The sequence below is a fragment of the Variovorax glacialis genome, assembly GCF_051216375.1.
Lineage (GTDB): Bacteria > Pseudomonadota > Gammaproteobacteria > Burkholderiales > Burkholderiaceae_C > Variovorax.
This window is the reverse complement of sequence record NZ_JBPJZT010000005.1, coordinates 20,976-46,775: the sequence shown is the minus strand read 5'-3', so window position 1 is coordinate 46,775 and position 25,800 is coordinate 20,976. Positions and strand designations below refer to the sequence as shown.

Below are 25,800 nucleotides of genomic sequence, written 5' to 3'. Positions count from 1 at the left end.
CGTTTTGTGACGCCGTGACCATCGCAATGTGTACCATGTGCACACTTTCCGACCGAGACAAGAAACTTAATCCTCGGCAACCTCTCCGAACTGCATGAAAAAGCTGTTGCAAGATATTCCCCCAACCCTTTCTTCATCGTTCTTCGCTCGCCGCGCCTTGATTGCGGCCATTGCCGTCTCCCCAGCGCTCCCTTCATTCGCCCAGTTCCGGGTCGAGGTGTCGGGCGTCGGGTTGACGCAGCTGCCCATTGCGTTGGCCCCGTTCAAAGGTGAGGATGGGTCTCCGCAGAAGATCTCGACGATCGTGCAGGCCGACCTCGAGCGCAGCGGCCAGTTCCGCGGCGTCGACGCCTCCGGACAGTCGCTCGACGAATCGTCCCGCCCCGACCTGAGCCTCTGGCGCCAGCGCACCGCCGACTCCCTCGTCGTCGGCAGCGTCACCCGGCTGGCCGACGGCCGTTACGACGTGCGCTTCCGCCTCTGGGACGTGGTGCGCGGCCAGGATCTCGGTGGCCAGAGCTACACCGTGCCGCAAGCCGACCTGCGCCTCGCTTCGCACCGCATCGCCGACTACGTTTATGAAAAGCTGACCGGCGAGAAGGGCATCTTCTCGACCCGCATTGCCTACATCACCAAGAACGGCACTCGCCACACGCTCTGGGTCGCCGACGCGGACGGCGAAAACGCCCAGGCCGCACTCGCCAGTCCGGAGCCGATCATTTCCCCGCGCTGGTCGCCGAACGGCCAGCAGCTCGCCTACGTTTCCTTCGAGGCGCGCAAGCCCGTCGTGTACGTGCACAACGTGGCCAGCGGCCAGCGGCGCCTGGTCGCCAACTTCAAGGGCAACAACAGCGCGCCAGCCTGGTCGCCCGATGGCTCCACGCTGGCCGTCACGCTCAGTCGCGATGGCGGGTCGCAGATCTTCACGATCCCGGCGAGCGGCGGCGAGCCGCGACGCCTGACGCAGAGCAGCTTCATCGACACCGATCAGGTGTACTCGCCGGATGGCAGCTCGATCTACTTCGTGAGTGACCGCGGCGGCGCGCCGCAGATCTACAAGATGGGCGCCAGCGGCGGCAACCCGACGCGCGTGACCTTCAACGGCACCTACAACATCTCTCCGGCAATCAGCGGCGATGGCCGGTGGTTGGCCTACATCTCGCGCGTGGGAGGCGGGTTCAAACTCCATGTGATGGAACTGGCGACCGGCAACGCGCAGGCAATCACCGACACTACAGCCGATGAACGTCCCAGTTTCGCCCCGAACAGCAAGTTGATCGTCTACGCCACCAAGCTGCAAGGCCGTGAAGCGTTGATGACGACGACGCTGGACGGAAAAATAAAAGCTCGGCTGGCGGGACAGGCTGGAGACATACGCGAACCGGACTGGGGTCCGTTTCAAAAGCAATGATTAACTTGAGGAGTTCGAAATGTTGAAACGTACGATTTATTCGCTCGCCATCGTGGCGCTGATCGCAGGTTGCTCGTCGGGTACCAAGCTCAACGACACGCCGGTGGTCGACCGCAACGCAGGCCAGGGCTCCGGTGGAGCGACCAGCGGTGTTGCGCCGGTCACCATCGACCCGAATGCGCAGACCGCGCAAGGCCCGGTCGGCGTGGCGCGAATCATCTATTTCGACTTCGACAGCTACACCGTCAAGCCTGAGTTCCAGCAGCTCATCGACGGTCACGCGCGCTTCCTCAAGGCGAACCCGAATCGCCGCATCTCGATCGAAGGCCATACCGACGAGCGCGGCGGTCGCGAGTACAACCTCGCGCTGGGCCAGAAGCGCTCCGAAGCCGTGCGCAAGTCGCTCGTGCTCCTGGGCGTGACCGACGTCCAGATCGAAGCGGTGAGCTTCGGCAAGGAAAAGCCCGCTGCGCAAGGTTCGGGTGAAGACGTCTGGGCGCAAAACCGCCGCGCCGAAATCACCTACCGTTGATGATGCGCGGTGTTTCCTTGCGAGGGGCCGCCCTCGCAGCCGCTTTGCTGTGCGCCTCTCTGGGCGCCCAGGCCGCGTTGTTCGAGGACGACGAAGCCCGCCGCGCCATCCTCGACCTGCGTCAGCGTGTCGAGGCCATGCGTCTCCAGGGCGAGCAGCGCCAGAACGACGAGAACGCGCAGTTGCGACGCAGCCTGCTCGATCTGCAGAACCAGATCGAGCAAATGCGTGGTGATGTCGCGCGACTGACCGGCCAGAACGAGCAGCTCACGCGCACCGTCACGGAGATGCAGCAGCGTCAGACCGAAGTCGACGATCGGCTCAAGAAGAACGAGCCGTCCAAGGTTGCGGTCGATGGTCGCGAGTTCAATGCCGATCCAAAGGAGAAGGCCGACTTCGATGCGGCACTCGGGATCTTCAGGGCCGGCCAGTTCGCGCAGGCGCAGACTGCGTTCGCCGAATTCGTGAAGCGCTATCCGCAGAGCGGCTACAACGCGTCAGCGCTGTTCTGGCTCGGCAATGCGCAGTACGCGACGCGCAACTACAACGAGGCCATCGCGAACTTCAGGTCCATGCTTTCGCTGGCGCCTGATCATGCGAAGGCACCCGAAGCCGTGTTGTCCATTGCGAATTGCCAGATCGAACTGAAGGACACGAAGGCAGCGCGACGCACGCTCGAAGACCTGACGAAAGCCTATCCGCAGTCCGAGGCTGCGCAGGCGGGGCGCGAGCGCCTCTCGCGACTTCGCTGATTTTTCGGTTCGCAACTTGTCGAATACCGCTTCCTCCGTCGCCGATTCGGTGGATGCCGACCTGGCCCGCCGGTTCGGCGGCCTCGAGCGTCTCTACGGCGTCAGTGGTGCGTCCGCGATTCGCAACGCACACGTGCTGGTCGCCGGCATCGGCGGGGTGGGCTCGTGGGCCGTCGAGGCATTGGCGCGCAGTGGAGTAGGGCGGTTGACGCTGATCGATCTCGACCACATCGCCGAATCCAACATCAACCGGCAGATCCACGCGCTCGATGCGACCGTAGGGCAGGCGAAGGTCGAAGCGATGCGTGAGCGCGTCGCGCAGATCAATCCCGCCTGCAAGGTGCTCGCGCTCGACGAGTTCGTGGAGCCGGGCAACTGGTCGCAACTGCTCGCCACCGCACAGTCGACGAACGGGCCGGCTGCCGCGGTGATCGATGCATGCGACCAGGTGAAGGCCAAGGTCGCCATGGCCGCATGGGCCCGCGAGGCAGGCACAGGGTTCATCACGGTCGGCGCGGCAGGCGGCAAGCGCCTGGCGCACAAGGTCGATATCGACGACCTTGCACTGGTCACGCACGATCCCCTGCTCGCGCAGCTTCGTCAGCGCCTGCGCAAGGAGCACCGTGCTCCACGCGAGGGGCGCATGATCGGCGTGACTTGCGTCTTCAGCCGCGAGAGCGTTGCTCCGCCCGATGCCTCCTGCGCATTGGAGGGTGACGGCTCGCTCAACTGCCACGGTTACGGGTCGGTGGTGAGCGTGACGGCGACCTTCGGTCAATGTGCCGCGGGGTGGGTGCTGGACAGGATTGCCCGAGCCGGCACGCTATAATTTCAGGCTTTGCCGGATTCGACGCCGGTGAAGATCGAGTCGAGAAAGATTGGTACCGGGACGTTAGCTCAGTTGGTAGAGCAGCGGACTTTTAATCCGTTGGTCACTGGTTCGAATCCAGTACGTCCTACCATAGGTAAAAGAGGCAGTTCTAGCCTCATGTCGAGAGTGGTGAGGTTGGGAGATTTCGCCATAGCTTACCCCGCTTTTCGATTTCCGATCTGGTCCACCGCACGGCGCAGCTTGTCCTGAGCAAGGTGCGCATAGCGAGCGGTGCTCACTTGGCTCTTGTGGCCCAAGACGGCACCCACGGTGTACAGGTCCACATCCGCGTTGATCATCTCTGACGCCGCCGAGTGCCGTAGGTCATGCAGGCGCGCATGCCCTAGCCCTTGCGCTACGAGCGCCTTCTTCAGTTCCTTGCTCACAGTCCACTTGGTGACCTGTGGCGGCCAATGGCGGCGCACCAGGTGCTCGACCTTCCGATGCACCGGCACCATCCGGGGGAGGCTGTTCTTCGTGTCCGGGATGGACAGGGCCAACCCTCGATGCGACTCGACCGGCGTAGCGGCCAGAACCTCGCTGATCCGCCAGCCGGTGTAGAACGCCACGCGAGCGGCATCCCGCGACCAGCACAGGCCCATGGTCCGGAAGACACGTAGCGCCTGCTCGCGGCTGAGGTAGATGTGCCGGGCGTTGTTCACCTTCGGCAGGATCATCCGCTCGGCGGGGTCGTGCTGGCCCATCTTCTTGTTCTTCCATGCCCACCGGCAAGCTGCCCGCAGGTACGCCAGCCGATTCTTGATCGTCGCCGGCTTCAGGGGCTGGCCATTCTCACCGATCGCCTTATCCCGGTAGGCGTCGGCCACGTCAGCCAGTTGGTCCATGGCCTTGCCCAAGTAGAACGGCTGGAGGATCTCCAGCGCAGACATGATGTCCGCGTGGTTCTTGAGGGTCACGGCGTGCTGCTGGAGGTAGACCAAAACGGCATCCTCGATCAGGTGGCGCTGCTGCTTGACACCAGTTGCAAGCGCGTAGAGTCGGGCGCTTTCCTTCTGGTCGTAGGCGTTCGCTTCTGCCCGCGACCAGCCTTTCGGAAGTACGCGGTTAGCGCGCTGCCGCCCGGCTCCGGGGATGACGCGGTCAAATTGGAAGAGCCAACGTCCGGAGTGGTGGCGGGTGATCGGCATGATGTTTTGTATGCCTCAATGTCAGAGGGATCGAATCGTACAGCGCCGTTGCCGACGCCAAGACGGTGGCAGGCGATCTTGCCGGCTTTGGCAATCGCGTACATGGTGCGGGCGGAGATGCCGAGGCGTGCCCCAGCTTCTGCCGCGGTGAGCATCTGGCTCATCTCATACTCCGTAGTGCGATGGGGGTGGTCAGTCGCCGCAGAAACATGCGATGGCCTCCTCGTTTTCGTAGCCAAAGGCGTCGGTTTGAGCGAGCGCGTTTTGGTACATCTGCTCATAGCTGGGCCTGTCCTTCGCGAAGGTCGCGCCCACGTTCTTTTCCTCGCGCGCCCACCAGATCGCTTTCTCCGGGCGCTTGCGGACAGAACTCATGATCTGGTGCAATCCCTTGTTGAAGCACAGGTCACAGTTGCCGTCTTCTGCCATCAGGTCGAACGGCTGTGCTTTCCAGAAGGCTAGAACGTCCTGCTTGCTGACGCCAGCGATGGCGAGCGGCTTGTGCAGGTGCGGCATCTTTGCGACGCGGCGGGGCTCATCTGCTCGGATGCCGACGATCATGTCGTACTCGCCCCAACCCCAATGCTTCAGCATGGCGTTGATCGGCTTGATCTTCAGATCGCTAGTGCAGAACCGCGTAACAGCGTTCGGCAGGTATTTCTTCTTGGCGATGAGCGCCGAGAAAGGCTCTCCGTTCTCGCTGGCGTACTCGCGCTCTACGTTCCTGAAACTAACCTCGTTGTCGGAGTACTCGACCCACCAGATGGCTACGCCCCATGCATCGCTGCACTTCTGGACGAAATCCAAGGTGCGCGGGTCTTCCTTGCCGGTGTTGGCGAAGGCGACTACGGCCTCGGCTGGGAGTTTTCCGCCGTGCGCTTGGAGGATGCGCCAGAGCATGTAAGCGCTGGTCCTGCCTCCCGAGAAGCTGATGCAGGCTTGACCATCAATCTTGAACGGATCAGCCATTCGTCTCCCCCCTGCTACCAGCGTCCCCTGTGGGAGGCTTGGGGAGCGGTCGCCAGTGGGTGATTTCGTAGTCGTCGTCCCATTCAAGGCCGTCAGGATCGGCAAGGTTCCAGCACCATTTCTGCTGCGCCCATGCCCATCCGTCGCCGTCGTTTTGGAAGGCATAGACGCCGATGGTTCGCCCGTTCGTGGCGAGCACTGGAACATCTGGCTCTGGGAAGCGATCACCGCCAACCGTGATCCACGCATCCTCTGCCTCGCTGGCTCGGGCGGAGATAGCGGCGGCGAAGGCTTCGAATTGGTGCGTGTAGAAACTCACGCCTTGACCGACATAGGCTCCACACTTCTGCGCAAGCGCGATGATTTCGTCTCGGGTCATGCTGCCCCCGATGCTGGAGACTGAGCCTCGACGTTTGGCTCGTCGGTTGGCACCTTGTCAATGAAGTACTGGCGCAGGCCGTCCTGTGCGTTCAGTATGTCCAGCATCTTCTTTGCGCCTTCCTCACTGTAGTGGACGCTCACGGCTCCGCCTCCGCTGCCGTCGCCATAGCGCCAGCAAACTACGTGTGCAACTCTCACGATGCATCCTCCTGCCCTGCTGCCGGCTGAGCCGACGTAGCGTAAGCACACGTCGAGGGGCATCCCGCCTGCATGCAGTGAGGGCCGGCACTGAACGCCGCCCGACGAATGCCGCACTTCGGGCAGTTCGCCATCATCTGATCCGCTCTTATCGCCTGCCCTGCTGCTTGCGCACCGGATGAGGGGCAGCACCGGGCATTGCCGCAAACGCCCTTGTCGTGTCCGTATTCACCGCAATCGACGATGCCATGAGCGGCTTCGGTGGCACGGATGAATGCGACCCTGTCGCCTTTCCATTCAAACGCCCATAGGTGCGCGATTTGCTCATCCGTCAACGCCACGGGCTTCGGTGCCCCTTGGCTATCAGGGGCAGCGCTCTCGTCCCCATTGAGAAAGTCGGCCATGGCCTGAAACTCATCGTCCGAGGTCCAGACGACACCGATTCCTCCGCATTCGTTGCACCCATTGCCCATTGCGCAACCGAAGATCGTGCTGTGAGGACCAGTCGGATGACCTTCATTCGACTCGTGACAGCCTGAGCACGAACGCCACATGCCTTGCGAGTTGGACACGCCACGGCGCAGCAATTCCGCCTCAGACCGGCTATCAGGGGCAGCGGCGAGGGCTGCTGCTTCGATGGCTCTACCGACGCCCCGAGCGATTAGCAACTGGGCTTCGCTCGCGGTGCCCATCGGGTAGAAGAGGCCCTCGATGTGCTCATCAGTCAGCACCTTCCCCGCAGGCTTCGCGCCATCGGTGCTCGGCTCCCCCACGGAAGGGGGGGACGAAAGGGCGAACTCCGCGCCAGCTTTGAAGGCGGCCCACTGCGAGTTGGTGCAAGACATCCAGCGCCAATCCCGATACGCCGCCTCAAGGCCGCTCACTGCTGCCGGTGCTGCCTTGGGGGCTGGAATCGCGTGCAGCATGCAGCGGGCCGCGTATTCGTGCATCTGGTCGGCGGTGAAGTAGCGGCAATCCGCGATCACTTCCCACTTTCCGGCAGAGATGTTGATAGCCGGTTTGGGCAGCGGCAGAACGCCTCCGGTGTAGCTCGGCTCCCCCGTGCCGGCCTGCTGGGCGGAGAGGGCGGCAATAGCAGCAAGCTTTGCTTCGTTGAAACCACAGCGGTAGGCCGATTCCCTGTCGATCGCGGCATTTGCCATTCGGGCATCGGTTTCCAAGCTCATGACAGCCGTCAGCGCCTCCCCCTGCTGGGTCGAGAACTCCGCTCCCCAGTCGATCACCTGGCCGTTTGCGTACCTGATTGCAGCGTCGTAGGCAATCTCTGCGGCTTCTCTGCGGCTGATGAGAGGGGTCTGCTCGGAAAGGGCGGCGCGAGGAACGAGCATCGTGTTGATGTCCTTGATGTCGCCGGTACGGTCGTAGAGACTTGCGAGTTCGGCGCGAGCTTGCCATGCTTCCCATGCTTGCTGCGTGGTGCGCACGTAGTAGTGGTCCTGCATGCCTTCCGGCACGTCATATGGGCCTCCTTCAGCTTCTAGCCAAGTCAACGGCTTGTAGCCGCCGAACTTGCTGACGAAATGCGCCTCAAACGCTTCACGTTCTGTTTTCATGTCTGCTTTCCTATTCCTGATGGGTGGCGGCAGGCTCGGTTTCCTCGAATTGCGGCAGGTCGCTGTCGAGGACTTCGCTCCAGACGATTCCAGGGGCGTCCACCTTCTCGAACTGATGCCAAGTGCGGCGGTCGCCGGGGTATCGCCGGACGCCCATGTACGCCAGTCGCTCGGGTTGGTTGCGCCAGTTGTATTTGCCGCCGATGCGCAAAACGACCAGCTTCTCTTGTTCGTTCATCACAAATTTCCTTTACTTCTGTTCTCCACCCATTTGGTGGGGGTCAAAACGGGATTCCGTCGTACTCCCAGGACTCACACTCCACCGGCCCGGAGACCCATTGAGGTGGAGGCGGCTCGTTCGCCAGAGTGCAGCGCGGGGCGAGGTAGTTCTTGCAGCTGGTGCACGCCTGTTTGATGTTGTCCAGCGACTGCAACTCCTGCCGCAGCGCAGCGCGCGTAGCGTTCAGTTGGATCAAATTCATGTCGAACTACCTCGGTGTACTTCCCGGCCTGGCGGGTGCTGATTCGGATGGGGTCGACGATTTCTTCAAGGCGCGCGAGCGCTTCGTCGACGGTTGAAGGGATAGGGCGGTCGGCGCGCTGTACCCACCAGGTTCCCGCCTTTTCGCGCGCATAGCCCTCGTGCTCCAGGCACACCCATTCACTGGCGACCTGCAGCATCCCGGCGTAGTAGTCGGCGCGCAGGCTTTGCGGCTTCCCTGGCTTGCTGTGGCGCGCGTACTCAACACGCGTGATGTCGTAGCTACGTGCCTGGTCAACGGCCAGCACGTGGGCGCCGCTGGATGCGGCACCATGCTTCAGGTCTTCTGGATACTCGAACCCGCACTCACCGCAGACGAGCGCCAGCACGCCGCTCGGATTGCCGCACTCCGGGCACAGCTTTACAGGCGCCGTCGCCTTGCCGCCGGAGCGCTTCTTCGGAGCCGGGATGCGGCCTTTGATCTGATCGACGGGCCCCTGCTCTCGCGTGGTGGAGGTGAAGTCCAGCCATAGGCAATCGGTCTTGCCTTCCGCGATGCGCATGCCGCGACCAGCGATCTGCACATAGAGCACCGGACTCTTCGTCGGGCGAAGCAGCGCGATCAGATCCACTTCGGGAACGTCGAAACCAGTGGTCAAGACGGCGACGTTCACGAGGCAGCGGATGCGGCCGGCGTGGAACTGCCGGATGTACGCCTCGCGGTCGGCCCTCGCGGTCTCGCCGGTGACCATCGCGGCGGTAATGCCCAGGGCGCGGATGCCGGCGAGCAGATGCAAGGCATGCCGCACACTGACTGCGAACACCATCCACTTCTTGCGGTCGGCCCCGAGGCGCACGATCTCGGCGCATGCTGCCTGTACGAGCTCCTGCTGGTCTGCGACCGCCTCCAACTCGTCGACGGCATAGTCGCCCTGCCGCACGGTGACGCCCTCTGCGCTGATTGTGGCGCCGGTGGCCACACTTCGCAGCGGAGACAGGAAGCCAGCGTCGAGCAGCTCGCGCATGGTCACGCGCGCAGCAACGTGGCTGAACATGCCGTGATGAGTCAGCCAAACGCCATCGCCACGGAAAGCCGTGCCGGTCCATCCGATCACGCGCATTCCGGGATTGGCCACACGCAGAGCAGCGATGAACCGCTGGTACATGCTCGCGGCATTCGGGCTGATCAGGTGGCACTCATCAACCAGGAGCAGGTCGACGCGGCCGAACTCGACTGCCTTGCTGTGCACCGTCTGGATGGTGCAAAAGGTGATGTCGCGCACTTGGCGCTGGCCGACGGCCGCGCTGTACATGCCGGCATTGGCTTCCGGCCAGACGGCCCGCAGCTTCGCGTAGTTCTGCTCGAGCAGTTCCTTGACGTGCACCGCCATGACGATGCGTGTGCCGGGGAACTCCGAAAGCGCGCGCTGGCAGAGTGCCGCGATCATCACGGACTTCCCGGCTCCGACGCTGGCTTCCACTATCGGGTCGCCGTGCTCATGCGTGGTGAACCATGACCACAGGTCTTCCAGGACGCGGGATTGGTACGGCCGCAAGTTCATGCAACCACCCTTGCGCCCCAAGTCGCGCGCAGCACTTCGATCGCGGTATCGCCGCCAATGGCAAGGGCGCGTTTGTCTTCGGCCGCATGGATCTCCTCGCTGCTCAGGTGCGCCACGTTTTTCTCGGGGTCGCCATTGACGAAGGTCTGGCCATCGGCCATGCGGTACGTCACAGCTTCATCCGTTGCATCGACAACGGTTCCGATGCGCTCCAGCAGGATGGGGATCACCCGGTGGTCGCTGCATGCTGCGCGCTGGCGAGGAACGTCGATGTCGGCCTCGTGTCGGGCGCAGGTCCATCGACCATTGCCGTCCACCTCAGCGGTGCTGTGAGCGCAGGTCCGGCAACTCACTTCGGGCGCCTCGGTGCCGTGGCAAAGCTGGTGGAAGTGACAGAACTTGCATTCGAACCAGGCCGGATCGTTGCTGATACGGATGGGCGGCTCGGCTGCCTTGATCACGCGCAGCGCGCGGGCGCGCAGCCGTTCGAACTCTGCCTTGTCGAAATGCACACGCTCGACATGCAGCGCTGCGTCGTTCTTGTTCTCGGCGTAGTACAGAGCGCGATCCATGCCAGTCAGGCCCATGTAGACCTGCATCTGGGCATAGTGCATAGGCTTCGCCTTCTGCACGCCCTTCGCCCTGAGATCTCGGAAGGACTTGTCGTTGTGCGTCTTGAATTCGCAGACGTGCCATGCTTTCGGTGCTTCAGGCAGGCCTTGCGCTGCGCCGTCCATGCTGCCGCCGAAGTGGTGGCCGCAGTCCTCGTCGCTCACGCGGAATTGACTACCGCGCTCGTCGACGTCGTGCACCAGGATGCCGGCGGCGCGCAGTTCTTCCACGAACCGAAGTTCCGCGCGACGGCCGATCTCGAACAGGCGCAGCATCCGTCCTTCGAAGCGCTGCGCCTTCGCCCACCGAAAAGCGAGCCACAGGTGACGCTCGCACGAGTGGCCGATCAGGCTCGCCCCCAGGTGCGGCCGGTGGCCGCTGTCCTGGGCACGCTCGATCGCGTCCATCACGACGTTGGCCGTGGTGTTGGTGAGCGAGGCGATAGCGACCATCTCAGGCAGCCTTGCGAGCCCAGGGAGCGACGGGCGCAGCGGCTGCGGGAGCCGCTGCCGGCGCGGCGAACGAGGGGCGACCCGGCGCCGCTGCGAGCGGGATAGCACCGCCGGCGACAGCCTCGAAGCCGTTCACGTCGTTGGACGCCGCATACTGGCCTTCGGCCGGGCGCAGCTTGACACGGATGCGGACTGGCTTGCCGTGCAGCTGCGCGCTGTCATTGAGGTTGATCACCCCGACGGCGTGACACAGCGCGGAGAGTTGCGACTGGGCGATTTGTTGCGCCTGCGCGTTTTCGTGGCGGATGTTCAGCCGCGCCCACACCTTGCGGTTGATGTACTGTCCTTCCAGGATCTGGAGAGTGAGGTTCAGCGCATCGCCCTTGCCGCTTGCCAGCGGCTTGAGATCGCTCTCGATCACCTGAGCGACGTAGTTGCCGGGCGGCAGCGGATCAAAGTTGGTTTTTTGCGGCTCGACTTGAGCGGCGTTGAATTGCAGCAAGGCCATGGATGGCTCCTTAAGAAACGTCCGCTGGGACCGCAGCGGCGACGGGTTTGGTGATCTTTTGGGCGATGGCGGCGAGGTCGGGCAGCTCGAACATCTCGAGTGCCCCGCTGCGGTCCTTCGCTTCGTGCGTGAAGTCGCGGCCGGTTTGAAGCCAACGGGTCGTGTTGCCTTCGGCGTCCTTCTCAACGCGCAGTGCGAACACTTCGTCGAAAAAGTAGGGGAGGGCTTGGGACATGCGCTGGCCTGGCGCACTCGGCCCATACAGCACGGCGCCGGTCTGCTCGTCCTTGATGCGCTCCTGCTTGGCCGTCATCAGGACGTTGCGTCCGGGCAAGTCGCGGAACGCGCGCACCAGGTCGGTCATCTGCTCGGCGAGGGCGCCGTAGGCTTGGCGCGGGTCCTTGGTCGCCTTCTTTTCGGTATTGAGGACGACCTCGGCGATCTCGCTGATGGAGTCGATGCACACCCAGTCGTACACCTTCCCCTCATCACTCTGCAGGAAAGCGTATGCCTCGTGCACATCACCAATGCTGGTGACCTCGATGACAGCGATGTCCACGTCACGCAGACTGAGCAGGCCGGCCTCCGCGCTGATGATGATTGCCTTGCCCGGCGCAGTAGCCGCGAGGCGAGTCTTGCCCGCGCCGGCAGGGCCGTGCACGAGGAGCTTGATGCCCTGCGAAGTCGCGGCATCGCGTGTCGATTTAAGTGTTACGGCCATGTCAGGCGCTCTCTTTCAAGGTGAGTGATGGTTTGGCGGGCGTGGTGGTGATGAACTTGGACGCGGCGGTGTAGGCCGTGGCATCCAACTCCTGCAGCGCCCGCAGCTGCTTGAGGTCGACATCGGCTTTCCAGCGGAAAACCTTCTGCGTGTTGGGAGTGAGCTCGACCCATGCGTCCTGCAGCGGGTCGGTGTCGACCTTGCGGGTCAACTTCCAGGCGATCGACAGATCGCCTTCCTTCTCGGTGCCTTCGCCGCCATCTGGCGTGGGGAATAGCGCAAGGATTTGCTCTTCGATCGCCAGGCGGTTGTCCTTGGCCTCGGATTCGGCGGACTTGGCGACGCGGAGGGCGTCAATCAGGGACTGGATGTCAGGGCTCACGGGAGGTCCTTTCGCGCCGCGCGGGCGTCGGCAATTGCGTCGTTGAGATCAAGTGCGACCGAGGCGGCCGCGTCGGTTTCGCTGGGCCCGTCGAGCAGCCAGGAGGCACCGACGAGCACGCAGACAAGCAGGGCGATCAGGTAGACAGTGATCGTCGAGAGGACGGGAGAGCCGTAGTCCTTGGCGATTGCGTTCGTGCGCTCGGTCGCGATCAGCTCATCCGTTGTTGGCATGAACTGCTGCCGCTCCGTTGGCGTCAGGAACGGCGCGTGGCGGGTGATGCTCGCGCGGCGCTGGGCTTCGGTCACTTCCAATCTCCTTGCGCCGCAGAAGTGCAGCGCTTGAGAGAAATATAGCAGTGCTATCAAGCAGGCGCAATAGCACCGCTATCTTTTTTTTGGGGCCAGGCCAAAAAAAGCCCGCTGCTAGCGGGCATGTGGTGGGTGGAAGCGGATTAGGTTGTCTGCTTCTTCGGCCGGTTCAACACCGAGCGAGTTAGCCGATGAAGCAAGTAGGCGCAGCCGGCGATGCTTGCGCCCACCAGGAGCGCGAGCAGGCCCCCGGGCTTATCGAAATGTTGCGCACCAAAGAACATCGGCCCGGCGCCGAACAGCAGTCCGATGGTCCCCCAGACCACAGCGCTCATCCAATACAGAACTTTCATCTGGTCTCCTCCGGATCGCGCCCGTGCACCAAGCCGGCGAGTTGATCAGACAAGAACGCGACCATGCCTCGGGCGAACGTTGGGTTGTGATAACAGTGCCCGGCGACGTTCGTGATGTACCGCATCTTCTTGAGTGTGCATGCGAAGGCGATTCCCGTCACTTCCCCCTGCTTGGCAAGCGCAAGCAACGTCTCCAGAGCCTCTATCACGTCGTGGCTGATGTTGTCGGGGATCAGACGGTAAGGCATCTCAGTTCTCCTTACGCTTCTTTTGTTCAGGTACTGGAGCGCCAGGGTGGAACGGCTTTTTCTGCGCCGACGAACTCCGCGCGCTCTTGATTTGGTCCTGTGCTGGTTCGTCGCGCTGGTCCGTGGCCTCGAACCACAAAGCGCTCTTCGCGGTCGCGGCGACGTAGTGCATAGCCGCAATATCCTCTTCCGCAAGCGAGATCCTCGGGAAGATCTGATGGTTGTTGTTTATTGAGTCCAGGTGCACCAGCCCATCCCGAGCATAGGCAAGCACCTTGATCATCACTCGACCGTCTTGCGACTTTACGAGAACCTCATCGCCTGGCACCACCACGTGATTCGGTTCGATGATGGCGAACTCGCCGTGCCGGATGCGCGGGGACATCGACTCGCCTCGGCAGCGGACTGCGTAGGCGTTCTTGTCGTTGCTTGGGTATTTAAGAAAGCCGTCGCCGTGCCCCACCGGATACTCCAATTCGTAGTAGTGACCATCGTCCCCTAGGCGCGCCGTTCCGACGACGGGGACATACCTTTGCGCGGTTTGCAAGCCATCGGCGATGTCGATGCCAAATGCCGTGTCCCCGAACTCGTACTTGGTCCGACCGGCCTGAAGCGCTAGGTCACTCGAGTTGAAGCGGGCTGAAATGTCGCCTATCGGCACGCCAAACGCCTTCGCATAGGCGGCCGCGGCTTCGAAGGAAATGGGCCGAAGCGCATTGATGTGCTGATAGATCATGTTCGCGCCGCCAGGGATGTCGTGATCCCTGGCAAACCTTGAACGGTTGATCCCGATGAACCGTTGCATAAGAGCGTGCGCCTCGTCTCTCAACTCGATGTTGTTCATATAGCGATGCTAAATCCACCGCAACATAGCTCTGCTTGCGATGAATCCATAGCGATGCTATATTTCCAGTCATGAGCATCGAACCAAACGCCATCCTTCGCGCTTGCCAGCGGCTTGGGAGCCAAGCAGCCCTCGCGCGCGAACTCAACGTGACGCCAGCAGCGGTGAACCAATGGGTCTCTGGTGTTCGCCAAGTTCCGGCCGAGCAGTGTCCGGTCATCGAACGCGTGACGCAGGGCGCGGTGAGTTGCGAGTCTTTGCGACCTGACGTCGCATGGGATGTTCTGCGCATGCAGGCCGAGCCGGAAGCTAAAGCTGCCTGAGTAAGTGGGCGATGTGTGCATGGCACGCATCGTCCCTTTTTTTGGCCCATTTGAGCCACACAACAGCGCACAACAAAGATGTCTGCAGTTGAGAAACCCCTTCGAAACCTTGTGAGGAGCTACCAATGAATCAGATGGCTTTCCCAGTAGACCCGCCCCGTCCGGAGATCCTGCGCAAGCGATCTCTCGGCGCCGCGATCGAGCTCTGCATGGAGATTGGCGGCAAGGACCCCAAGGAAGTGACCGGCGACCTGAAGCTCGACAAGGCCCAGCTCTCGCGCTGGCTGTCTGGCGGCGAGGGCGTCGTCTGGCCCAAGTTCGAAGCCCTGATGGACTACTGCGGCAACGACACGCCGGTCCTTTGGATGCTCCATCAACGCGGCTTCGATCTGAACAGCGTTCGCAAGCTGGAGACCGAGACCGAGCGCGAGAACCGGATGCTGCGCGAAGAGGTGATCGCGCTCCGCCGTGTGCTCAGGGAGCAGATGTGATTCTGCAGGTCGCACGGTAAGGAACGAATGTCCGCTTCGGTGACCCCCATCAACCAGCGCCAGAGCATGAAGGCGCACGCGCTTGCGTATGCGCGGCTCGGCTGGCATGTCCTGCCCCTCGTGCCCGGTGGAAAGCAGCCTTTCTCAAGACTGGTTCCCAACGGGTTCCACAATGCCACTCGCGATCCCGAGACGATCGAGGCATGGTGGTCTGGCGAACCCAATGCAGGCATCGGCATCGCCCTCAAGGCATCCGGCCTTGTCGCCGTCGACGTCGATCTGCGCCACGACGGGTTTACTACCCTGGACGACCTGCAGGCCGTGCACGGCAAGCTGGAATCCGACGTTCTCCAGATCACTGGCGACGGCGGGTGGCACATGGTGTTCTCCAGCCAACTCGTCGAAAGCCTGCCCGGCACCCTTGGCCGCGGCATCGACTTGAAGGCAGACGGCTACATCTGCGCCGAGCCGTCCATCCACCCGAACGGCAAGACCTACGAGTGGGAAGCGAGCTGCAACCCGCTCGACGGCTGCATCCCGTCGACGCTGCCCGGATGGATTCGGGACATGAGCCGGACACCCGTCCCGGCTGTCCCGGTCACCGACTCGCCGATGGCGCCGACGCCGCGCTGGCTCGACTGCCTGGCCGCGCTGCCGGCCATCCCGGCAAACGAGCGCGAAACGTGGCTGCAAGTTGGCATGGCCATCCACAACGAGCGGCCCGATGCGGAAGGCTTTCGTGCGTGGTCCGACTGGTCGGCCACCAGCCCGAAGTTTGACGCGCAGGACCAGTCCCGGGTCTGGTTGAGTTTCAAGCGGCGTGGTCTCAGCGGCACCACCCTCAACACGATCTTCGCCATGGCCCAAAGGGAAGGGTGGCGCAACGTCGGCACCATCACGTTGCTACCCCCGGCGGTTCTCTCCGGCGACGAAGAGATCGTCAAGACGCTAACGCAACTCGAGGCGCGCGCAGCCGCTGTCCGCTGGCAGGTAAAGCACGCCATCGAGCAGAACGCTCTCGGCATGATCTTCGGCGCGTCCGGCACCTTCAAGTCGTTCATCGCATTGGACCTTTGCCTGCACATCGCACATGGCCAGCCGTGGCTCGGCAAGAAGACCAGGCAGGGCAAGGTCGTCTATGTGGCCGCCGAGGGCGGAACGGGCCTGTGGCGCCGCGTCAGCGCCTGGCACAAGCGGCGTGGTGTCGCATTCCCGCACGAGAGCTTCTTCGTCTGCGACCGCCCGATCGTTATGAACGATCCCAAGAGCGTCGAAGCCCTGCGCGCCAGCATCGAACGCGTTTGCCCTGGGCCCGCCTTGGTGGTGATCGACACGCTGTCCCAGACCTTCCACGGCAACGAGAACAGCAACGACGAGATCGCTGCGTTCTTTCGCAGCATCAAGCTGTCGATCATGGACCCGCTGCAGTGCGGCGCTCTCGTCGTCCACCACAGCGGCCATAGCGCCACGGAGCGGCCCCGCGGCGCCAGCGCCATCCTGGCCAACGTCGACTACCTCTTCGGCGTCTTCCGCGACCCCACGGCCATGCTGGCGACCATGGAGTGCCAGAAGCAGAAGGAGGGCGACAAGCTCGACCTGATGCCGTTCATGCTCGACATCGAGCAACTCGGCCACGACGAGGACAACGAGCTCATCACCAGCCTGGTCGCGACGCACGCCGACACCAGCGGCGACACCCTGCTCAAAGCCGTGGAGCAACGCGCTGACAGTCACTTCGCTCGACTCGTTCGCGCAGTGCGCGAATTCGCGGATAAGGAAATTGTCCGCAAAGAGTTTTATCGCGAAATGGGCGACGCTAATTCGGATACCAAGCGCAAAGCATTTAAGCGCGCATTGGAAGAAGCAATTAAAACGAACGTCATCGGCGAAGGCGCTGGCGGCCATCTGTTTTTGGTGTCAGAAGTCGCAAAGGAGACGGAATGACAGAAATGACGATGTCCGGGGTCATGTCCGGTCTGCCCCGGACAAATGACCTCAACCCGGACATTTACCCCGGACATGACCCCCGGACGCCTCGCGCGCGTAAGGACCCCCGGACATGTCCGGTGTCCGGCTCCGCCGTCCCCCTGTCCGGGGACCCGTCGACTTCCGGCCAACTGTCCGCTACTAGAAAGCGGCTAATTGAATTGGAAGCAAAGCGCGCTGCGTCGGACGGCTTGAGACGAATTGAAGCGTGCCGCTGGTGCTATGGAACTCCGGAAGGACAGCACTGGACGGCATGTTTCCTGATCGCTGGAGGAAAACTTTGAAAACCACGATTGAAATTAGAACGGAGTCTGTTTTGAATAAACGCGAGCACTGGCGCAGGCGCGCCGAGCGAACACGTGAACACCGCTGGGCGACAGGCGTTTCTCTGCAGTCGACAAAGACTGCACCGGTCTTGCCGTGCACGATCTTGCTCACTCGCATTGCGCCGCGCCCCCTGGACGATGACAACTTGCGAGGAGCACTCAAAGCGGTGCGCGACGGCGTGGCCGACTGGCTTGGTCTGGATGATCGAGACAGCCGCGTCACATGGGACTACGAGCAGCGCCGCGGACCAACGAAGTACTACGCGGTGGAAGTCGCCATGACGGCGCAAGGAGAAGCAGCATGACGACATCAGGACCCCAACACGGCCACATCATCCCGAGGCCCGATGGCACGAAGGCCCAGTGCGGCGGGCCGATGCTCTGCGAGCAGTGCCGCAAAGAGCGCGACGCCTCCTGGCCGGTGATCGAGCTCCAAAGCCTGCCGGTGCCGGCCTCGGTGATCGCTGCGAAGCGCCTGGGCTACGAGCCCTTCGGGTACACGGAGCGTTCTTGAACTCCGTTGTCCTGTCCGCAAAGCTCCGCGTCGAGGCCCGGCTGGGCCGGCGCCGCCTGCTCCAGTTCGGTGAATCCGGCCGCCGCATCGGTGAGACACATCACAAGGCCGTGCTCACCGATCATGAGGTGAGCCTCCTCCTCGAACTCCGCGAGGAGGGCAAAACCTACGGTTGGCTCGCCGAGAAATTCGAGATTTCAAAGATGACCGTCCGCTCTATCTGCCGAGGCCGCACGCGTGGCATGGCGCCGGTGCGGGTGGTGCTGGAGGTGTGCGGTGCCTGAACTCACCCCGAAGCGTGAAAAGTTCGCTCAGGCATTTGTCGAGACTGGCATCGGCGCTGAAGCCTATCGGCGCGCGTTCAGCGTGCGGCCTGGTACGAAGCCTACGAGCATCGTCGTGAGCGCCTCGAAGCTGCTGGCTGACCCTAACGTTGCGTTAAGGGTGGCCCAGCTTCAAGCCGAAGCCAGAAAGCGGCATGCGCTCACCGTCGACGATCTCGTCGCCGAACTGGACGAGAACCGCGGCGTGGCGCTCAAAGCGCTCGTTCCGCAATCTGCAGCAGCCACCGCAGCAACACTCGGAAAGGCGAAGCTCCTTGGGTTTCTCAAGGACAAGATCGAAATCGAAGCCACCATCCTCGGAATGGCCGAGCGGATGCGGCAGAGGAAAGGTTCCTGATGAAACTCAACCCCACCGCGCTCGGTGCGCACGTCCTGACCCTCCAGCCGCTGACGCCTCAGCAGCGAGCCAAGGCCAAGCTGGCCGAACTGCGCGCCGCCGTCGCCGACTTCCCGCCCGAAGCGCAGATGATGGTGCGCATCGCCAGTGAGGGGCTCGCCGAATGGCTAGCCCTCTACGAGCAGGAGGCGGAGGTCGTGCTGGCCATGTACCAATTGCAGAAGGTGGCTGGGCCTGACGATCAGCAGGTGGTTCAGTGATGCTGGCCCGTGCAATAGTTATGCATGGTCGACTTCCTTTTGTACGCGTTGGGCGTCGTTCTCCTTGTCCTGGGGATCTGGTTCTGCGGGCGTGAGCCGCGCGAAGACGACCCTAAGCATCCGCGCGAATGAACATCGACGACGACATCGACGTTGCCCTTTCCTACCAGCACGACCCGCTCGGCTACACGCTGGCCGCCTATCCCTGGGGCGAGCGCGGCACGCCTCTGGAGAAGGATGAAGGGCCGCGGGATTGGCAGCGCAGCGTGCTCAAGGACATCGGCGCCCACCTGGCTAACCCGGCCAAGCGTCACAAGCCCATGCTCATTGCGCGCGCGTCCGGCCACGGCATCGGCAAGTCCGCGCTCATCGCGATGATCAGCCAGTGGGGCATGTCGACCTGCCCGAACACGCGCGTGGTTGTCACAGCCAACACCGACGGCCAGCTCAAGACCAAGACGATGCCGGAGATCGTCAAGTGGTTCCGCATGGCCGCGAACGCCTACTGGTGGAAGACGCCGGCCACGGCGATCTATCACGGCGACCCGGATGCGGAGAAGTCATGGCGCCTCGATGCCACGCCGTGGAGCGAGAACAACACCGAGGCCTTCGCCGGCCTGCACAACAAGGGCAGCCGGATCATCATGATCATGGACGAGGCGTCTGCGATTGCCGATAAGGTCTGGGAAGTGGGTGAGGGCGTGCTGACCGACGAGGACACGGAAATCCTGTGGCTGGTGTTCGGCAACCCCACCCGGAACACCGGCCGCTTCCGGGAATGCTTCCGCAAGTTCCGCCACCTGTGGAACCACCGCCAGATCGACAGCCGCACGGTGGAGGGCACGAACAAGGACGTACTGAACGCCATGGTGGAGACCTATGGCGAGGACAGCGACATCGTCAAGGTCCGCATCCGAGGCATGTTCCCGAGCATGTCCGCCATGCAGTTCATCGGCACGGAGGACGTCGACGCGGCGCGCGCGCGGCACCTCGATGACAGCCAGTACAAGTTCGCGCCCGTGATCCTGACGTGTGACCCGGCATGGATGGGCGACGACGAGCTCACGATCAACAAGCGCCAGGGCCTGCGCTTTGACGTGCTGAAGACCATGCCGAAGAACGACAACGACATGGCCGTGGCGGCCCAGCTTGCCCGGCTGGAGGACGAGCACAAGGCGGACGCTGTCTTCATCGATGCCGGCTATGGCACCGGCATCTACTCGGCCGGCAAGACGCTCGGCAGGAACTGGACGCTGGTCTACTTCGCCGGCGAGTCGGCAGACCCTGGCTGCGCGAACAAGCGCGCCGAGATGTGGAAGGGCGCCCGCGACTGGCTCAAGGCCGGTGGCGCGATCGATCCGAAGGACGACGTGCTCTACCAGGATTTGATCGGTCCCGAGCTCGTCTTCCGCGCCGACGGCAAGATCCAACTCGAGTCGAAGAAGGACATGAAGGCGCGCGGGCTGCCGTCGCCTGGACGTGGCGATGGCCTCGCGCTGTCGTTCGCCTACCCGGTCAGCCCGAAGGGTGTGCACAAACCGCCGTCCAACCGCCGGGACCACAACCCGCTCGCGAGCCGCTGACCCATCGGGGTACATGAGCCGATCCCGGCTCAACACAATCCGGCCACTTGCAAGTGCCGGAGATGTAAACCATGGGGATCGAAACTGCGCTCATTGGCGCCGGGCTGTCGGCCTCGACGGCCGCCGCAGCGTCCGCAGCGATCACAGCGGTGGGAACCGCAGCCCTTGGCGCAGCCGCTTCCAAGGCTCTCGCCCCCAAGCAGCCCACAAGCACCACGCAGGTCACTCCGCTCACCCAGGCCGACAAGCCCCAGGCCGCGAAGGACGTCGACCTCAACGCGATCAAGAACAAGAACGCCATGGCCGCCGCGGCCGCAGGGCAACTCTCCGGCAACAACAGCACGCTCTTGACGGGCTCAAGCGGCGTGAATTCCGGCAGCCTGAACCTCGGCACCAGCACCCTGCTCGGGCAATAGCGCATGGCAGACATCACCACCCGCGACCGAATCCTGCGCCGCGTCAAGGCGATGGAGACCGAGCGCTCCACCTGGTTCAACCACTGGCGCGAAATTAGTGAGGTCTTGCTCCCGCGCTCCGGCCGCTTCTTCGTCACCGACACGAACAGGGGCGAGCGCCGCAACGACATCCTCGACGACACCGCAACCGGTGCGCTGACGATCCTCGGCGCCGGCATGCAGTCCGGCATGACCAGCCCGGCCAGGCCATGGGTCCGCCTGGAGACGCAGGACGACGACCTGATGAACAACGCGAACGTCTCGCGCTGGCTCGATTCGGTCACCCGCACGATCCTGTCCATCTTCGCCCGGTCGAACACCTACCGCTCCCTGCACCAGATGTACGAGGAGCTCGGTGCGTTCGGCACGTCGGCATGCATCGTGCTGCCGGACTTCGACAAGGTCATCCACCACAGCCCGCTGACGATAGGTGAATACTGCCTGGCGTCGAACGACAAGAACGAGATCGACACGCTGAGCCGCCACTTCCAGTACACGGTCGGGCAGATCGTGAAGCAGTTCGTGGCCCCGACCGGCGAACGCCGCGAGAAATCTGGCACGTGGGACTGGACGACCGCCTCGCCGCAGATCAAGAACCTTTGGGACAACCACGAGGAAGACACGTGGATCCCGCTCACGCAGCTGATCGAGCCGCGCCTTGACCGTGACGCGCGCAAGCTCGACCGCAAGAACATGCCGTGGGCCTCGGTCTATGTCGAGGATGGTGGCGCGGGCAACGTGGTCCTGAACGAGTCGGGCTACCTGCGCTTTCCGGTGCTCGCTCCCCGCTGGCAGACCACGGGCAACGACATCTACGGCTCAACCTGCCCGGGCATGCGTGCACTGGGCGGCATCAAGCAGCTGCAGTTCGAGCACAAGCGCAAGCTCCAGGGCATCGACTTCCAGACGAACCCGCCGCTTCAGGTGCCGACTTCGCTGAAGAATCAGGACAGCGACTTCCTGCCGGGCGGTGTCACGTACTACGACCCGATGGGCGGCCAGGCGGCAGGTGTGCGCTCCGCGTTCGAGGTGCAACTGGACCTGGAGCACCTGCTGCTCGACATCCAAGACGTGCGCCAGCTCATCCGCTCGGCCTTCTTCGCCGACGTGTTCCTCAGCATGGACCAGATCAGCGGCGCGCCGATCACCGCGCGCGAGGTGCAGGAGCGCCACGAAGAGAAGCTCTTGATGCTCGGCCCGGTCGTTGAGCGCCAGCAGAACGAGCTGCTCGCCCCGCTGGTGGACATGACCTTCACCTACGCCATGGAGGCAGGCATCCTGCCGCCGCCTCCGGAAGAGTTGGCTGGCCAGGAACTGAAGCTCGAATTCGTCAGCGTGCTCGCCGCGGCTCAGCGCGCGACCGCGATGGCCGGTGTCGATCGCTGGATCGGCGCAGCAGCCTCCATCGCTGCGGCGAAGCAGGACCCGAGCGTCTGGGACAACGTCGACACGGACAAGGTGATCCAGGACGCAGCGGGCTATCTCGGGATCTCGCCCGAGCAGGCACGCGGTGCCGATGAGGTCGCGCAGATCCGCGAGGCACGCGCTCAGGCGCAGCAGGCCCAAGCCAAGGCGCAGGCAGCCGAGCAGGCCGCGAACACCGCCAAGACCCTGTCGCAGGCCGACATGGGAACCGACAACGCTCTGACCAACGTGGTGCAGGGCTTCGCAGGAGCACCCGCATGATCAGCACCAAGATGTCCAAGGAGGAGGCGAAGGAATACACCTCCTGTGCTCCGTCGGAAGGCAATGCCCCGATGTACAGCTACGGCACCATGCTGTGCCTGGACGACAGCTTGCTCAAGAAGCTGGGCTTCCCCGAGCCTCCAGCCGTCGGCACCGAGTTGACCCTGACTGCCAAGGTGGTAGTCACCTCCACCGGCGTGAACCAGCAGCAGGACGGCGACAAGGAGATGCGCTGCGACATGCAGATCACAGACATGGAATTGAAGGGTGGCGGGCCTGATGCGGCCTCCGTCCTCTACGGATAACTCGGGGGCTTCCTACCTTTCGGGCCGGGTCCGCCACCTGGCTAACACGCTCGCTCTCGCTAACCCACCTTGGCCCGGAGGACAGTCTTCCGAGGTGGGCATGCGCAAACCGCTGGAAGCCGGCAACAACGGAAGCGGAAAGACGGGAACGGCATCAGGGGTACATCACACACGCGCCCCCTCCTAAATTCGCCGCCATGTCAGCGGTGGGACCAGATCAACAGGCGACTCGTGAAGAGAAGGCGAAAGCCTCTGAACGCGAAGCTCGTGACGCGATCGACGAACTGCTCTGGCTGATGAGCGATCCGCGCGGACGCCGCTTCATGTGGCGTCAGTTGAGTGAGTTTGGTGTCTATCGGCAAAGCTACGTGCCTGGTTCTTTCGACCAGACGGCCTTCAACGAAGGTCGGCGCTCAGTGGCCCTGATGCTGACGAGCCAAGTCATGCAGCACTGCCCGGGCCGCTTCACTGAAATGCAGAAGGAAGCAAAGAGCCATGAGCGACGCAACAGCAGCAGCACCGGCAGCGCCAGCAGCAAGTGACACCGTCCTGACCACGGCAGCGCCCGCAAGCGCGCCCGCGGCCGCGTCGGCTCCTGCCGCAGCAACTGCACCCGCTGCCGCACCAGCAGCACCGAGCACGCTGCTCGACGACGCACCCACGACCGCCGACGACGCGACGAAGCCTACCGACGCCGAGGGCGACAAGCCCAAGGATGGAAAGGACGACACCGCAAAGAAGGACGAAGTCAAGGGCGCGCCCGATGAGTACGCGGCGTTCACGCTGCCGGAATCGTTCAAGGTCGACGATGCACAGCTCGGCGAGTTCAAGTCGCTCGCCAAGGAACTGAACCTCACGCAGGAAGCTGCGCAGAAGCTGGTGGACATGCAGGCCAAGCTGCAGACCGGCAACGCAGAGGCGTTCACCAGTGCATTGCAGACCCAGGTCGACAAGACCGCCCAGGAATGGGCGAGCACCGCGAAGGCCGATACCGAAATCGGCGGCGCGAAGTTCGACGAGAACGTGGCAGTCGCAAAGAAGGCTCTCGACACCTTCGGCAGTCCTGAACTGAAGACGCTCCTCAAGGAGTCGCGGCTCGGCAATCACCCCGAAGTGATTCGCCTGCTCTTCAAGGCGGGACAGGCAATCAGCCAGGACGGCTTCATCCCCGGTCGCGCCTCCAGCGCGTCCAAGGACGCGGCCAGCGTGCTTTACGGAACCCCCCAATCGAAATGAGGAACTTCACCATGAAATCGATTCTTCTCTCCCGCACCTTCCAGATGGTGCTTCTCGCCATCGTGGCGGTCGCGCTCTTCCACACGGGTCATGCCGATGTGGCGGCGTCGCTCGCCTTCATCGGCGCGACGCTGCCCTCCAAGGCCGGCGCTGTGACTTTGGTGGACTTCGCGAACTCCATCGACCCCGATGGCCGCGTCGCGAAGGTCGCCGAGCTGCTCAGCCAGTCGAACGAGATCCTGACCGACATGCAGTGGATCGAGGGCAACCTGCCTACCGGCCATCGCGCTTCGGTTCGCACCGGTTTGCCGACTGCCATCTGGCGCAAGCTGTACCAAGGCGTTCCGGCCAGCAAGTCTGTGCGTGCACAGGTCGACGACACGGTTGGCATGCTGGAAACGCGCTCGGAAGTCGACGTCGCCCTGGCTGACCTGAACGGCAACACCGCTGCGTTCCGTCTCTCGGAAGCCCAGGCCTTCATCGAAGGCATGAACCAGACCTTCTGCGACTCGCTGATCTACGGCGACCAGTCGGTGAACCCGGAGCGCATCACCGGCCTGACGCCTCGCTACTCGAGCCTGACCGCACCGAACGGCGGCAACATCATCGACGCTGGCGGCACGGGCTCGAACAACAGCTCGATCTGGCTGGTGGTGTGGGGCTCGGAAACCGTCACGGGCATCTTCCCGAAGGGTTCGCAGGCCGGCCTCATGCACAAGGACCTGGGCGAGATCGACGCGTTCGACGCGAACAACAACCGCTATCGTGCCTACGCCGACTGGTGGAAGTGGACGCCGGGCCTGCACGTGAAGGATTGGCGCTATGTTGTGCGCATCGCCAACATCAACATGGCCGACCTGGTCGCGCAGACCGGCACGCAAGCGCCGACCGCTGCCACCGCTGTCATGAAGCTGCTGGTCCGTGCGATGGCCCGCATCCCCATGATGGGCATGGGCAAGCCGGTGTTCTATGCGAACCGCTCGATCAAGGAATTCCTTGCGATCGCCGCACTGGACAAGTCCAACGCCGCGCTGGCCATCCAGCCCGCACTCCAGCAGTTCGGCTCCGTCGCCCCGGGTCACCTGGGCAACGGCACGACGACCTTCCTGGGCGTTCCGGTCCGCACCGTCGACCGGCTCCTCTCGACCGAAACCCGCGTCGTCTGATCGACCGGCCCAGAAACTTCAGGAGAACACACCATGTATCTCGACTCCATGTTGCAACTGGCCGCTGGCCAGAATGCTTTCTCGGCTGGCACGGACGTCATCTCGACCAACGTGTACGACACCGGCGCTGCGGCTGACTCTGGCGCGGGCGAACCGTTCTGGCTCTTCGCCCGGATGGCCACGGCACTGGTTGGCGGCACGTCCCTCCAGGTCGTGCTCCAGGACAGCGCCGACAACGCCACCTTCGCCGACGTGCAAGGAGGCAAGGCAGTTCCGTTGGCCTCGGCAACGGCTAACGCGATCCTCGCCAAGATGCGTGTTCCGGTCGGACTGCGCCGCTACCTGCGCGTGGTGTTCCGCTCGGTCGGCACCACGACCGGCGGCACGGCTGACGCCTACTTCGTCAAGGACGTCGAAGCCCTGCAATACGGCGCTTCCGGCTTCACGGTCGCCTGATCCCCACAACTTCAGGAGAACG

The 25,800-nt window shown here is 63.3% G+C and carries 35 protein-coding genes, 1 tRNA gene and 1 pseudogene; 21 read left to right on the top strand and 16 right to left on the bottom strand.

Annotation, left to right across the window (positions count from 1 at the left end; all coding sequences use genetic code 11):
- Nucleotides 1-94: 94 nt before the first annotated feature.
- The 5 genes from tolB (at nucleotide 95) to ACSFBL_RS14825 (ending at nucleotide 3,657) form a co-directional block, all read left to right on the top strand.
- Nucleotides 95-1,411, top strand: a complete 1,317-nt coding sequence (gene tolB, locus ACSFBL_RS14845) for a Tol-Pal system beta propeller repeat protein TolB (protein ID WP_435516556.1) — start codon at nucleotides 95-97, stop codon at nucleotides 1,409-1,411.
- A 19-nt stretch (nucleotides 1,412-1,430) separates the two neighbouring features.
- Nucleotides 1,431-1,943, top strand: a complete 513-nt coding sequence (pal, locus tag ACSFBL_RS14840) for a peptidoglycan-associated lipoprotein Pal (protein WP_435516555.1) — start codon at nucleotides 1,431-1,433, stop codon at nucleotides 1,941-1,943.
- Between the two features lie 2 nt (nucleotides 1,944-1,945).
- Nucleotides 1,946-2,695 carry a tol-pal system protein YbgF gene (gene ybgF, locus ACSFBL_RS14835; protein WP_435516554.1) on the top strand — a complete coding sequence of 250 codons (750 nt, stop codon included), beginning with the start codon at nucleotides 1,946-1,948 and terminating at the stop codon, nucleotides 2,693-2,695.
- 16 nt (nucleotides 2,696-2,711) lie between these two features.
- Complete coding sequence (locus ACSFBL_RS14830; RefSeq protein ID WP_435516553.1) at nucleotides 2,712-3,524, top strand: tRNA threonylcarbamoyladenosine dehydratase; 813 nt, start codon at nucleotides 2,712-2,714, stop codon at nucleotides 3,522-3,524.
- 57 nt (nucleotides 3,525-3,581) lie between these two features.
- A tRNA-Lys gene (locus ACSFBL_RS14825) sits at nucleotides 3,582-3,657 on the top strand.
- A 64-nt stretch (nucleotides 3,658-3,721) separates the two neighbouring features.
- Here the strand turns inward: ACSFBL_RS14825 and ACSFBL_RS14820 are convergent.
- The 16 genes and pseudogenes from ACSFBL_RS14820 to ACSFBL_RS14745 all read right to left on the bottom strand — a co-directional run bounded on the left by ACSFBL_RS14820 (nucleotide 3,722) and on the right by ACSFBL_RS14745 (nucleotide 14,310).
- The gene (locus tag ACSFBL_RS14820; RefSeq protein ID WP_435516552.1) at nucleotides 3,722-4,714 is read right to left on the bottom strand and encodes a tyrosine-type recombinase/integrase; all 993 of its coding nucleotides are present in this window, start codon (nucleotides 4,712-4,714) and stop codon (nucleotides 3,722-3,724) included.
- A gap of 56 nt (nucleotides 4,715-4,770) precedes the next feature.
- Nucleotides 4,771-4,818, bottom strand: a pseudogene (locus ACSFBL_RS14815) (hypothetical protein); the annotation flags it as partial.
- Nucleotides 4,819-4,906: 88 nt separating this feature from the next.
- The gene (locus tag ACSFBL_RS14810; RefSeq protein WP_435516551.1) at nucleotides 4,907-5,683 is read right to left on the bottom strand and encodes a phosphoadenosine phosphosulfate reductase domain-containing protein; all 777 of its coding nucleotides are present in this window, start codon (nucleotides 5,681-5,683) and stop codon (nucleotides 4,907-4,909) included.
- Nucleotides 5,676-6,062 carry a DUF551 domain-containing protein gene (locus ACSFBL_RS14805; protein ID WP_435516550.1) on the bottom strand — a complete coding sequence of 129 codons (387 nt, stop codon included), beginning with the start codon at nucleotides 6,060-6,062 and terminating at the stop codon, nucleotides 5,676-5,678. Before ACSFBL_RS14805 ends, ACSFBL_RS14810 begins: the two co-directional genes overlap by 8 nt.
- Entirely contained in the window at nucleotides 6,059-6,205 is a 147-nt protein-coding gene (locus tag ACSFBL_RS14800; protein ID WP_435516549.1) for a hypothetical protein, read from the bottom strand. Before ACSFBL_RS14800 ends, ACSFBL_RS14805 begins: the two co-directional genes overlap by 4 nt.
- A 53-nt stretch (nucleotides 6,206-6,258) precedes the next feature.
- Nucleotides 6,259-7,836, bottom strand: coding sequence for a hypothetical protein (locus tag ACSFBL_RS14795; RefSeq protein WP_435516548.1), 1,578 nt, complete (start codon nucleotides 7,834-7,836; stop codon nucleotides 6,259-6,261).
- A 10-nt stretch (nucleotides 7,837-7,846) separates the two neighbouring features.
- The gene (locus ACSFBL_RS14790; protein WP_435516547.1) at nucleotides 7,847-8,074 is read right to left on the bottom strand and encodes a hypothetical protein; all 228 of its coding nucleotides are present in this window, start codon (nucleotides 8,072-8,074) and stop codon (nucleotides 7,847-7,849) included.
- A 74-nt stretch (nucleotides 8,075-8,148) separates the two neighbouring features.
- Nucleotides 8,149-9,879 (bottom strand): DEAD/DEAH box helicase, encoded by a 1,731-nt coding sequence (locus tag ACSFBL_RS14785; RefSeq protein WP_435516546.1) that lies wholly within the window; start codon nucleotides 9,877-9,879, stop codon nucleotides 8,149-8,151.
- On the bottom strand, nucleotides 9,876-10,943 hold the full coding sequence (locus ACSFBL_RS14780) for a PDDEXK family nuclease (RefSeq protein ID WP_435516545.1): 1,068 nt from the start codon (nucleotides 10,941-10,943) through the stop codon (nucleotides 9,876-9,878). Before ACSFBL_RS14780 ends, ACSFBL_RS14785 begins: the two co-directional genes overlap by 4 nt.
- A 1-nt stretch (nucleotide 10,944) precedes the next feature.
- Nucleotides 10,945-11,451 carry a DUF669 domain-containing protein gene (locus ACSFBL_RS14775; protein WP_435516544.1) on the bottom strand — a complete coding sequence of 169 codons (507 nt, stop codon included), beginning with the start codon at nucleotides 11,449-11,451 and terminating at the stop codon, nucleotides 10,945-10,947.
- A gap of 10 nt (nucleotides 11,452-11,461) precedes the next feature.
- Complete coding sequence (locus ACSFBL_RS14770; protein ID WP_435516543.1) at nucleotides 11,462-12,172, bottom strand: ATP-binding protein; 711 nt, start codon at nucleotides 12,170-12,172, stop codon at nucleotides 11,462-11,464.
- A 1-nt stretch (nucleotide 12,173) separates the two neighbouring features.
- Nucleotides 12,174-12,554 (bottom strand): DUF7173 family protein, encoded by a 381-nt coding sequence (locus ACSFBL_RS14765; RefSeq protein ID WP_435516542.1) that lies wholly within the window; start codon nucleotides 12,552-12,554, stop codon nucleotides 12,174-12,176.
- Nucleotides 12,551-12,862, bottom strand: coding sequence for a hypothetical protein (locus tag ACSFBL_RS14760; protein ID WP_435516541.1), 312 nt, complete (start codon nucleotides 12,860-12,862; stop codon nucleotides 12,551-12,553). Before ACSFBL_RS14760 ends, ACSFBL_RS14765 begins: the two co-directional genes overlap by 4 nt.
- Nucleotides 12,863-13,008: 146 nt before the next feature.
- Complete coding sequence (locus ACSFBL_RS14755; protein ID WP_435516540.1) at nucleotides 13,009-13,218, bottom strand: hypothetical protein; 210 nt, start codon at nucleotides 13,216-13,218, stop codon at nucleotides 13,009-13,011.
- Complete coding sequence (locus ACSFBL_RS14750) at nucleotides 13,215-13,466, bottom strand: hypothetical protein (protein WP_435516539.1); 252 nt, start codon at nucleotides 13,464-13,466, stop codon at nucleotides 13,215-13,217. Before ACSFBL_RS14750 ends, ACSFBL_RS14755 begins: the two co-directional genes overlap by 4 nt.
- 1 nt (nucleotide 13,467) lies before the next feature.
- Nucleotides 13,468-14,310 (bottom strand): S24 family peptidase, encoded by an 843-nt coding sequence (locus ACSFBL_RS14745; protein ID WP_435516538.1) that lies wholly within the window; start codon nucleotides 14,308-14,310, stop codon nucleotides 13,468-13,470.
- Nucleotides 14,311-14,381: 71 nt separating this feature from the next.
- On the opposite strand from ACSFBL_RS14745, the gene ACSFBL_RS14740 reads away from it, so the two are divergent.
- The 16 genes from ACSFBL_RS14740 (at nucleotide 14,382) to ACSFBL_RS14665 (ending at nucleotide 25,778) form a co-directional block, all read left to right on the top strand.
- A complete protein-coding gene (locus ACSFBL_RS14740) occupies nucleotides 14,382-14,633 on the top strand; it encodes a helix-turn-helix domain-containing protein (RefSeq protein ID WP_435516537.1) in 252 nt (83 codons plus the stop codon).
- 125 nt (nucleotides 14,634-14,758) lie between these two features.
- Nucleotides 14,759-15,124: a hypothetical protein gene (locus tag ACSFBL_RS14735; protein WP_435516536.1), complete on the top strand. Its 366-nt coding sequence runs from the start codon at nucleotides 14,759-14,761 to the stop codon at nucleotides 15,122-15,124.
- 27 nt (nucleotides 15,125-15,151) lie between these two features.
- Nucleotides 15,152-17,068, top strand: a complete 1,917-nt coding sequence (locus ACSFBL_RS14730) for an AAA family ATPase (RefSeq protein ID WP_435516535.1) — start codon at nucleotides 15,152-15,154, stop codon at nucleotides 17,066-17,068.
- Nucleotides 17,069-17,318: 250 nt separating this feature from the next.
- Nucleotides 17,319-17,741, top strand: coding sequence for a hypothetical protein (locus tag ACSFBL_RS14725; protein WP_435516534.1), 423 nt, complete (start codon nucleotides 17,319-17,321; stop codon nucleotides 17,739-17,741).
- Nucleotides 17,738-17,950, top strand: a complete 213-nt coding sequence (locus ACSFBL_RS14720) for a hypothetical protein (RefSeq protein WP_435516533.1) — start codon at nucleotides 17,738-17,740, stop codon at nucleotides 17,948-17,950. The genes ACSFBL_RS14725 and ACSFBL_RS14720 overlap by 4 nt, the downstream gene beginning before the upstream one ends.
- On the top strand, nucleotides 17,947-18,234 hold the full coding sequence (locus ACSFBL_RS14715) for a hypothetical protein (protein ID WP_435516532.1): 288 nt from the start codon (nucleotides 17,947-17,949) through the stop codon (nucleotides 18,232-18,234). Before ACSFBL_RS14720 ends, ACSFBL_RS14715 begins: the two co-directional genes overlap by 4 nt.
- Nucleotides 18,227-18,631 (top strand): terminase small subunit, encoded by a 405-nt coding sequence (locus ACSFBL_RS14710; protein ID WP_435516531.1) that lies wholly within the window; start codon nucleotides 18,227-18,229, stop codon nucleotides 18,629-18,631. Before ACSFBL_RS14715 ends, ACSFBL_RS14710 begins: the two co-directional genes overlap by 8 nt.
- Nucleotides 18,631-18,891, top strand: a complete 261-nt coding sequence (locus ACSFBL_RS14705) for a hypothetical protein (RefSeq protein WP_435516530.1) — start codon at nucleotides 18,631-18,633, stop codon at nucleotides 18,889-18,891. The genes ACSFBL_RS14710 and ACSFBL_RS14705 overlap by 1 nt, the downstream gene beginning before the upstream one ends.
- A 128-nt stretch (nucleotides 18,892-19,019) precedes the next feature.
- A complete protein-coding gene (locus ACSFBL_RS14700) occupies nucleotides 19,020-20,474 on the top strand; it encodes a terminase (protein WP_435516529.1) in 1,455 nt (484 codons plus the stop codon).
- 71 nt (nucleotides 20,475-20,545) lie between these two features.
- Complete coding sequence (locus tag ACSFBL_RS14695) at nucleotides 20,546-20,890, top strand: hypothetical protein (protein WP_435516528.1); 345 nt, start codon at nucleotides 20,546-20,548, stop codon at nucleotides 20,888-20,890.
- 3 nt (nucleotides 20,891-20,893) lie between these two features.
- Nucleotides 20,894-22,615 carry a portal protein gene (locus ACSFBL_RS14690; RefSeq protein WP_435516527.1) on the top strand — a complete coding sequence of 574 codons (1,722 nt, stop codon included), beginning with the start codon at nucleotides 20,894-20,896 and terminating at the stop codon, nucleotides 22,613-22,615.
- Nucleotides 22,612-22,920, top strand: a complete 309-nt coding sequence (gene gp10 / locus ACSFBL_RS14685; protein ID WP_435516526.1) for a capsid staple protein — start codon at nucleotides 22,612-22,614, stop codon at nucleotides 22,918-22,920. Before ACSFBL_RS14690 ends, gp10 begins: the two co-directional genes overlap by 4 nt.
- Before the next feature lie 197 nt (nucleotides 22,921-23,117).
- On the top strand, nucleotides 23,118-23,462 hold the full coding sequence (locus tag ACSFBL_RS14680) for a Bbp19 family protein (RefSeq protein ID WP_435516525.1): 345 nt from the start codon (nucleotides 23,118-23,120) through the stop codon (nucleotides 23,460-23,462).
- Nucleotides 23,416-24,156 carry a hypothetical protein gene (locus ACSFBL_RS14675; protein ID WP_435516524.1) on the top strand — a complete coding sequence of 247 codons (741 nt, stop codon included), beginning with the start codon at nucleotides 23,416-23,418 and terminating at the stop codon, nucleotides 24,154-24,156. Before ACSFBL_RS14680 ends, ACSFBL_RS14675 begins: the two co-directional genes overlap by 47 nt.
- A gap of 11 nt (nucleotides 24,157-24,167) precedes the next feature.
- Entirely contained in the window at nucleotides 24,168-25,322 is a 1,155-nt protein-coding gene (locus tag ACSFBL_RS14670) for a major capsid protein (RefSeq protein WP_435516523.1), read from the top strand.
- 33 nt (nucleotides 25,323-25,355) lie between these two features.
- The gene (locus ACSFBL_RS14665; RefSeq protein WP_435516522.1) at nucleotides 25,356-25,778 is read left to right on the top strand and encodes a Bbp16 family capsid cement protein; all 423 of its coding nucleotides are present in this window, start codon (nucleotides 25,356-25,358) and stop codon (nucleotides 25,776-25,778) included.
- The last annotated feature ends 22 nt before the right edge of the window (nucleotides 25,779-25,800 follow it).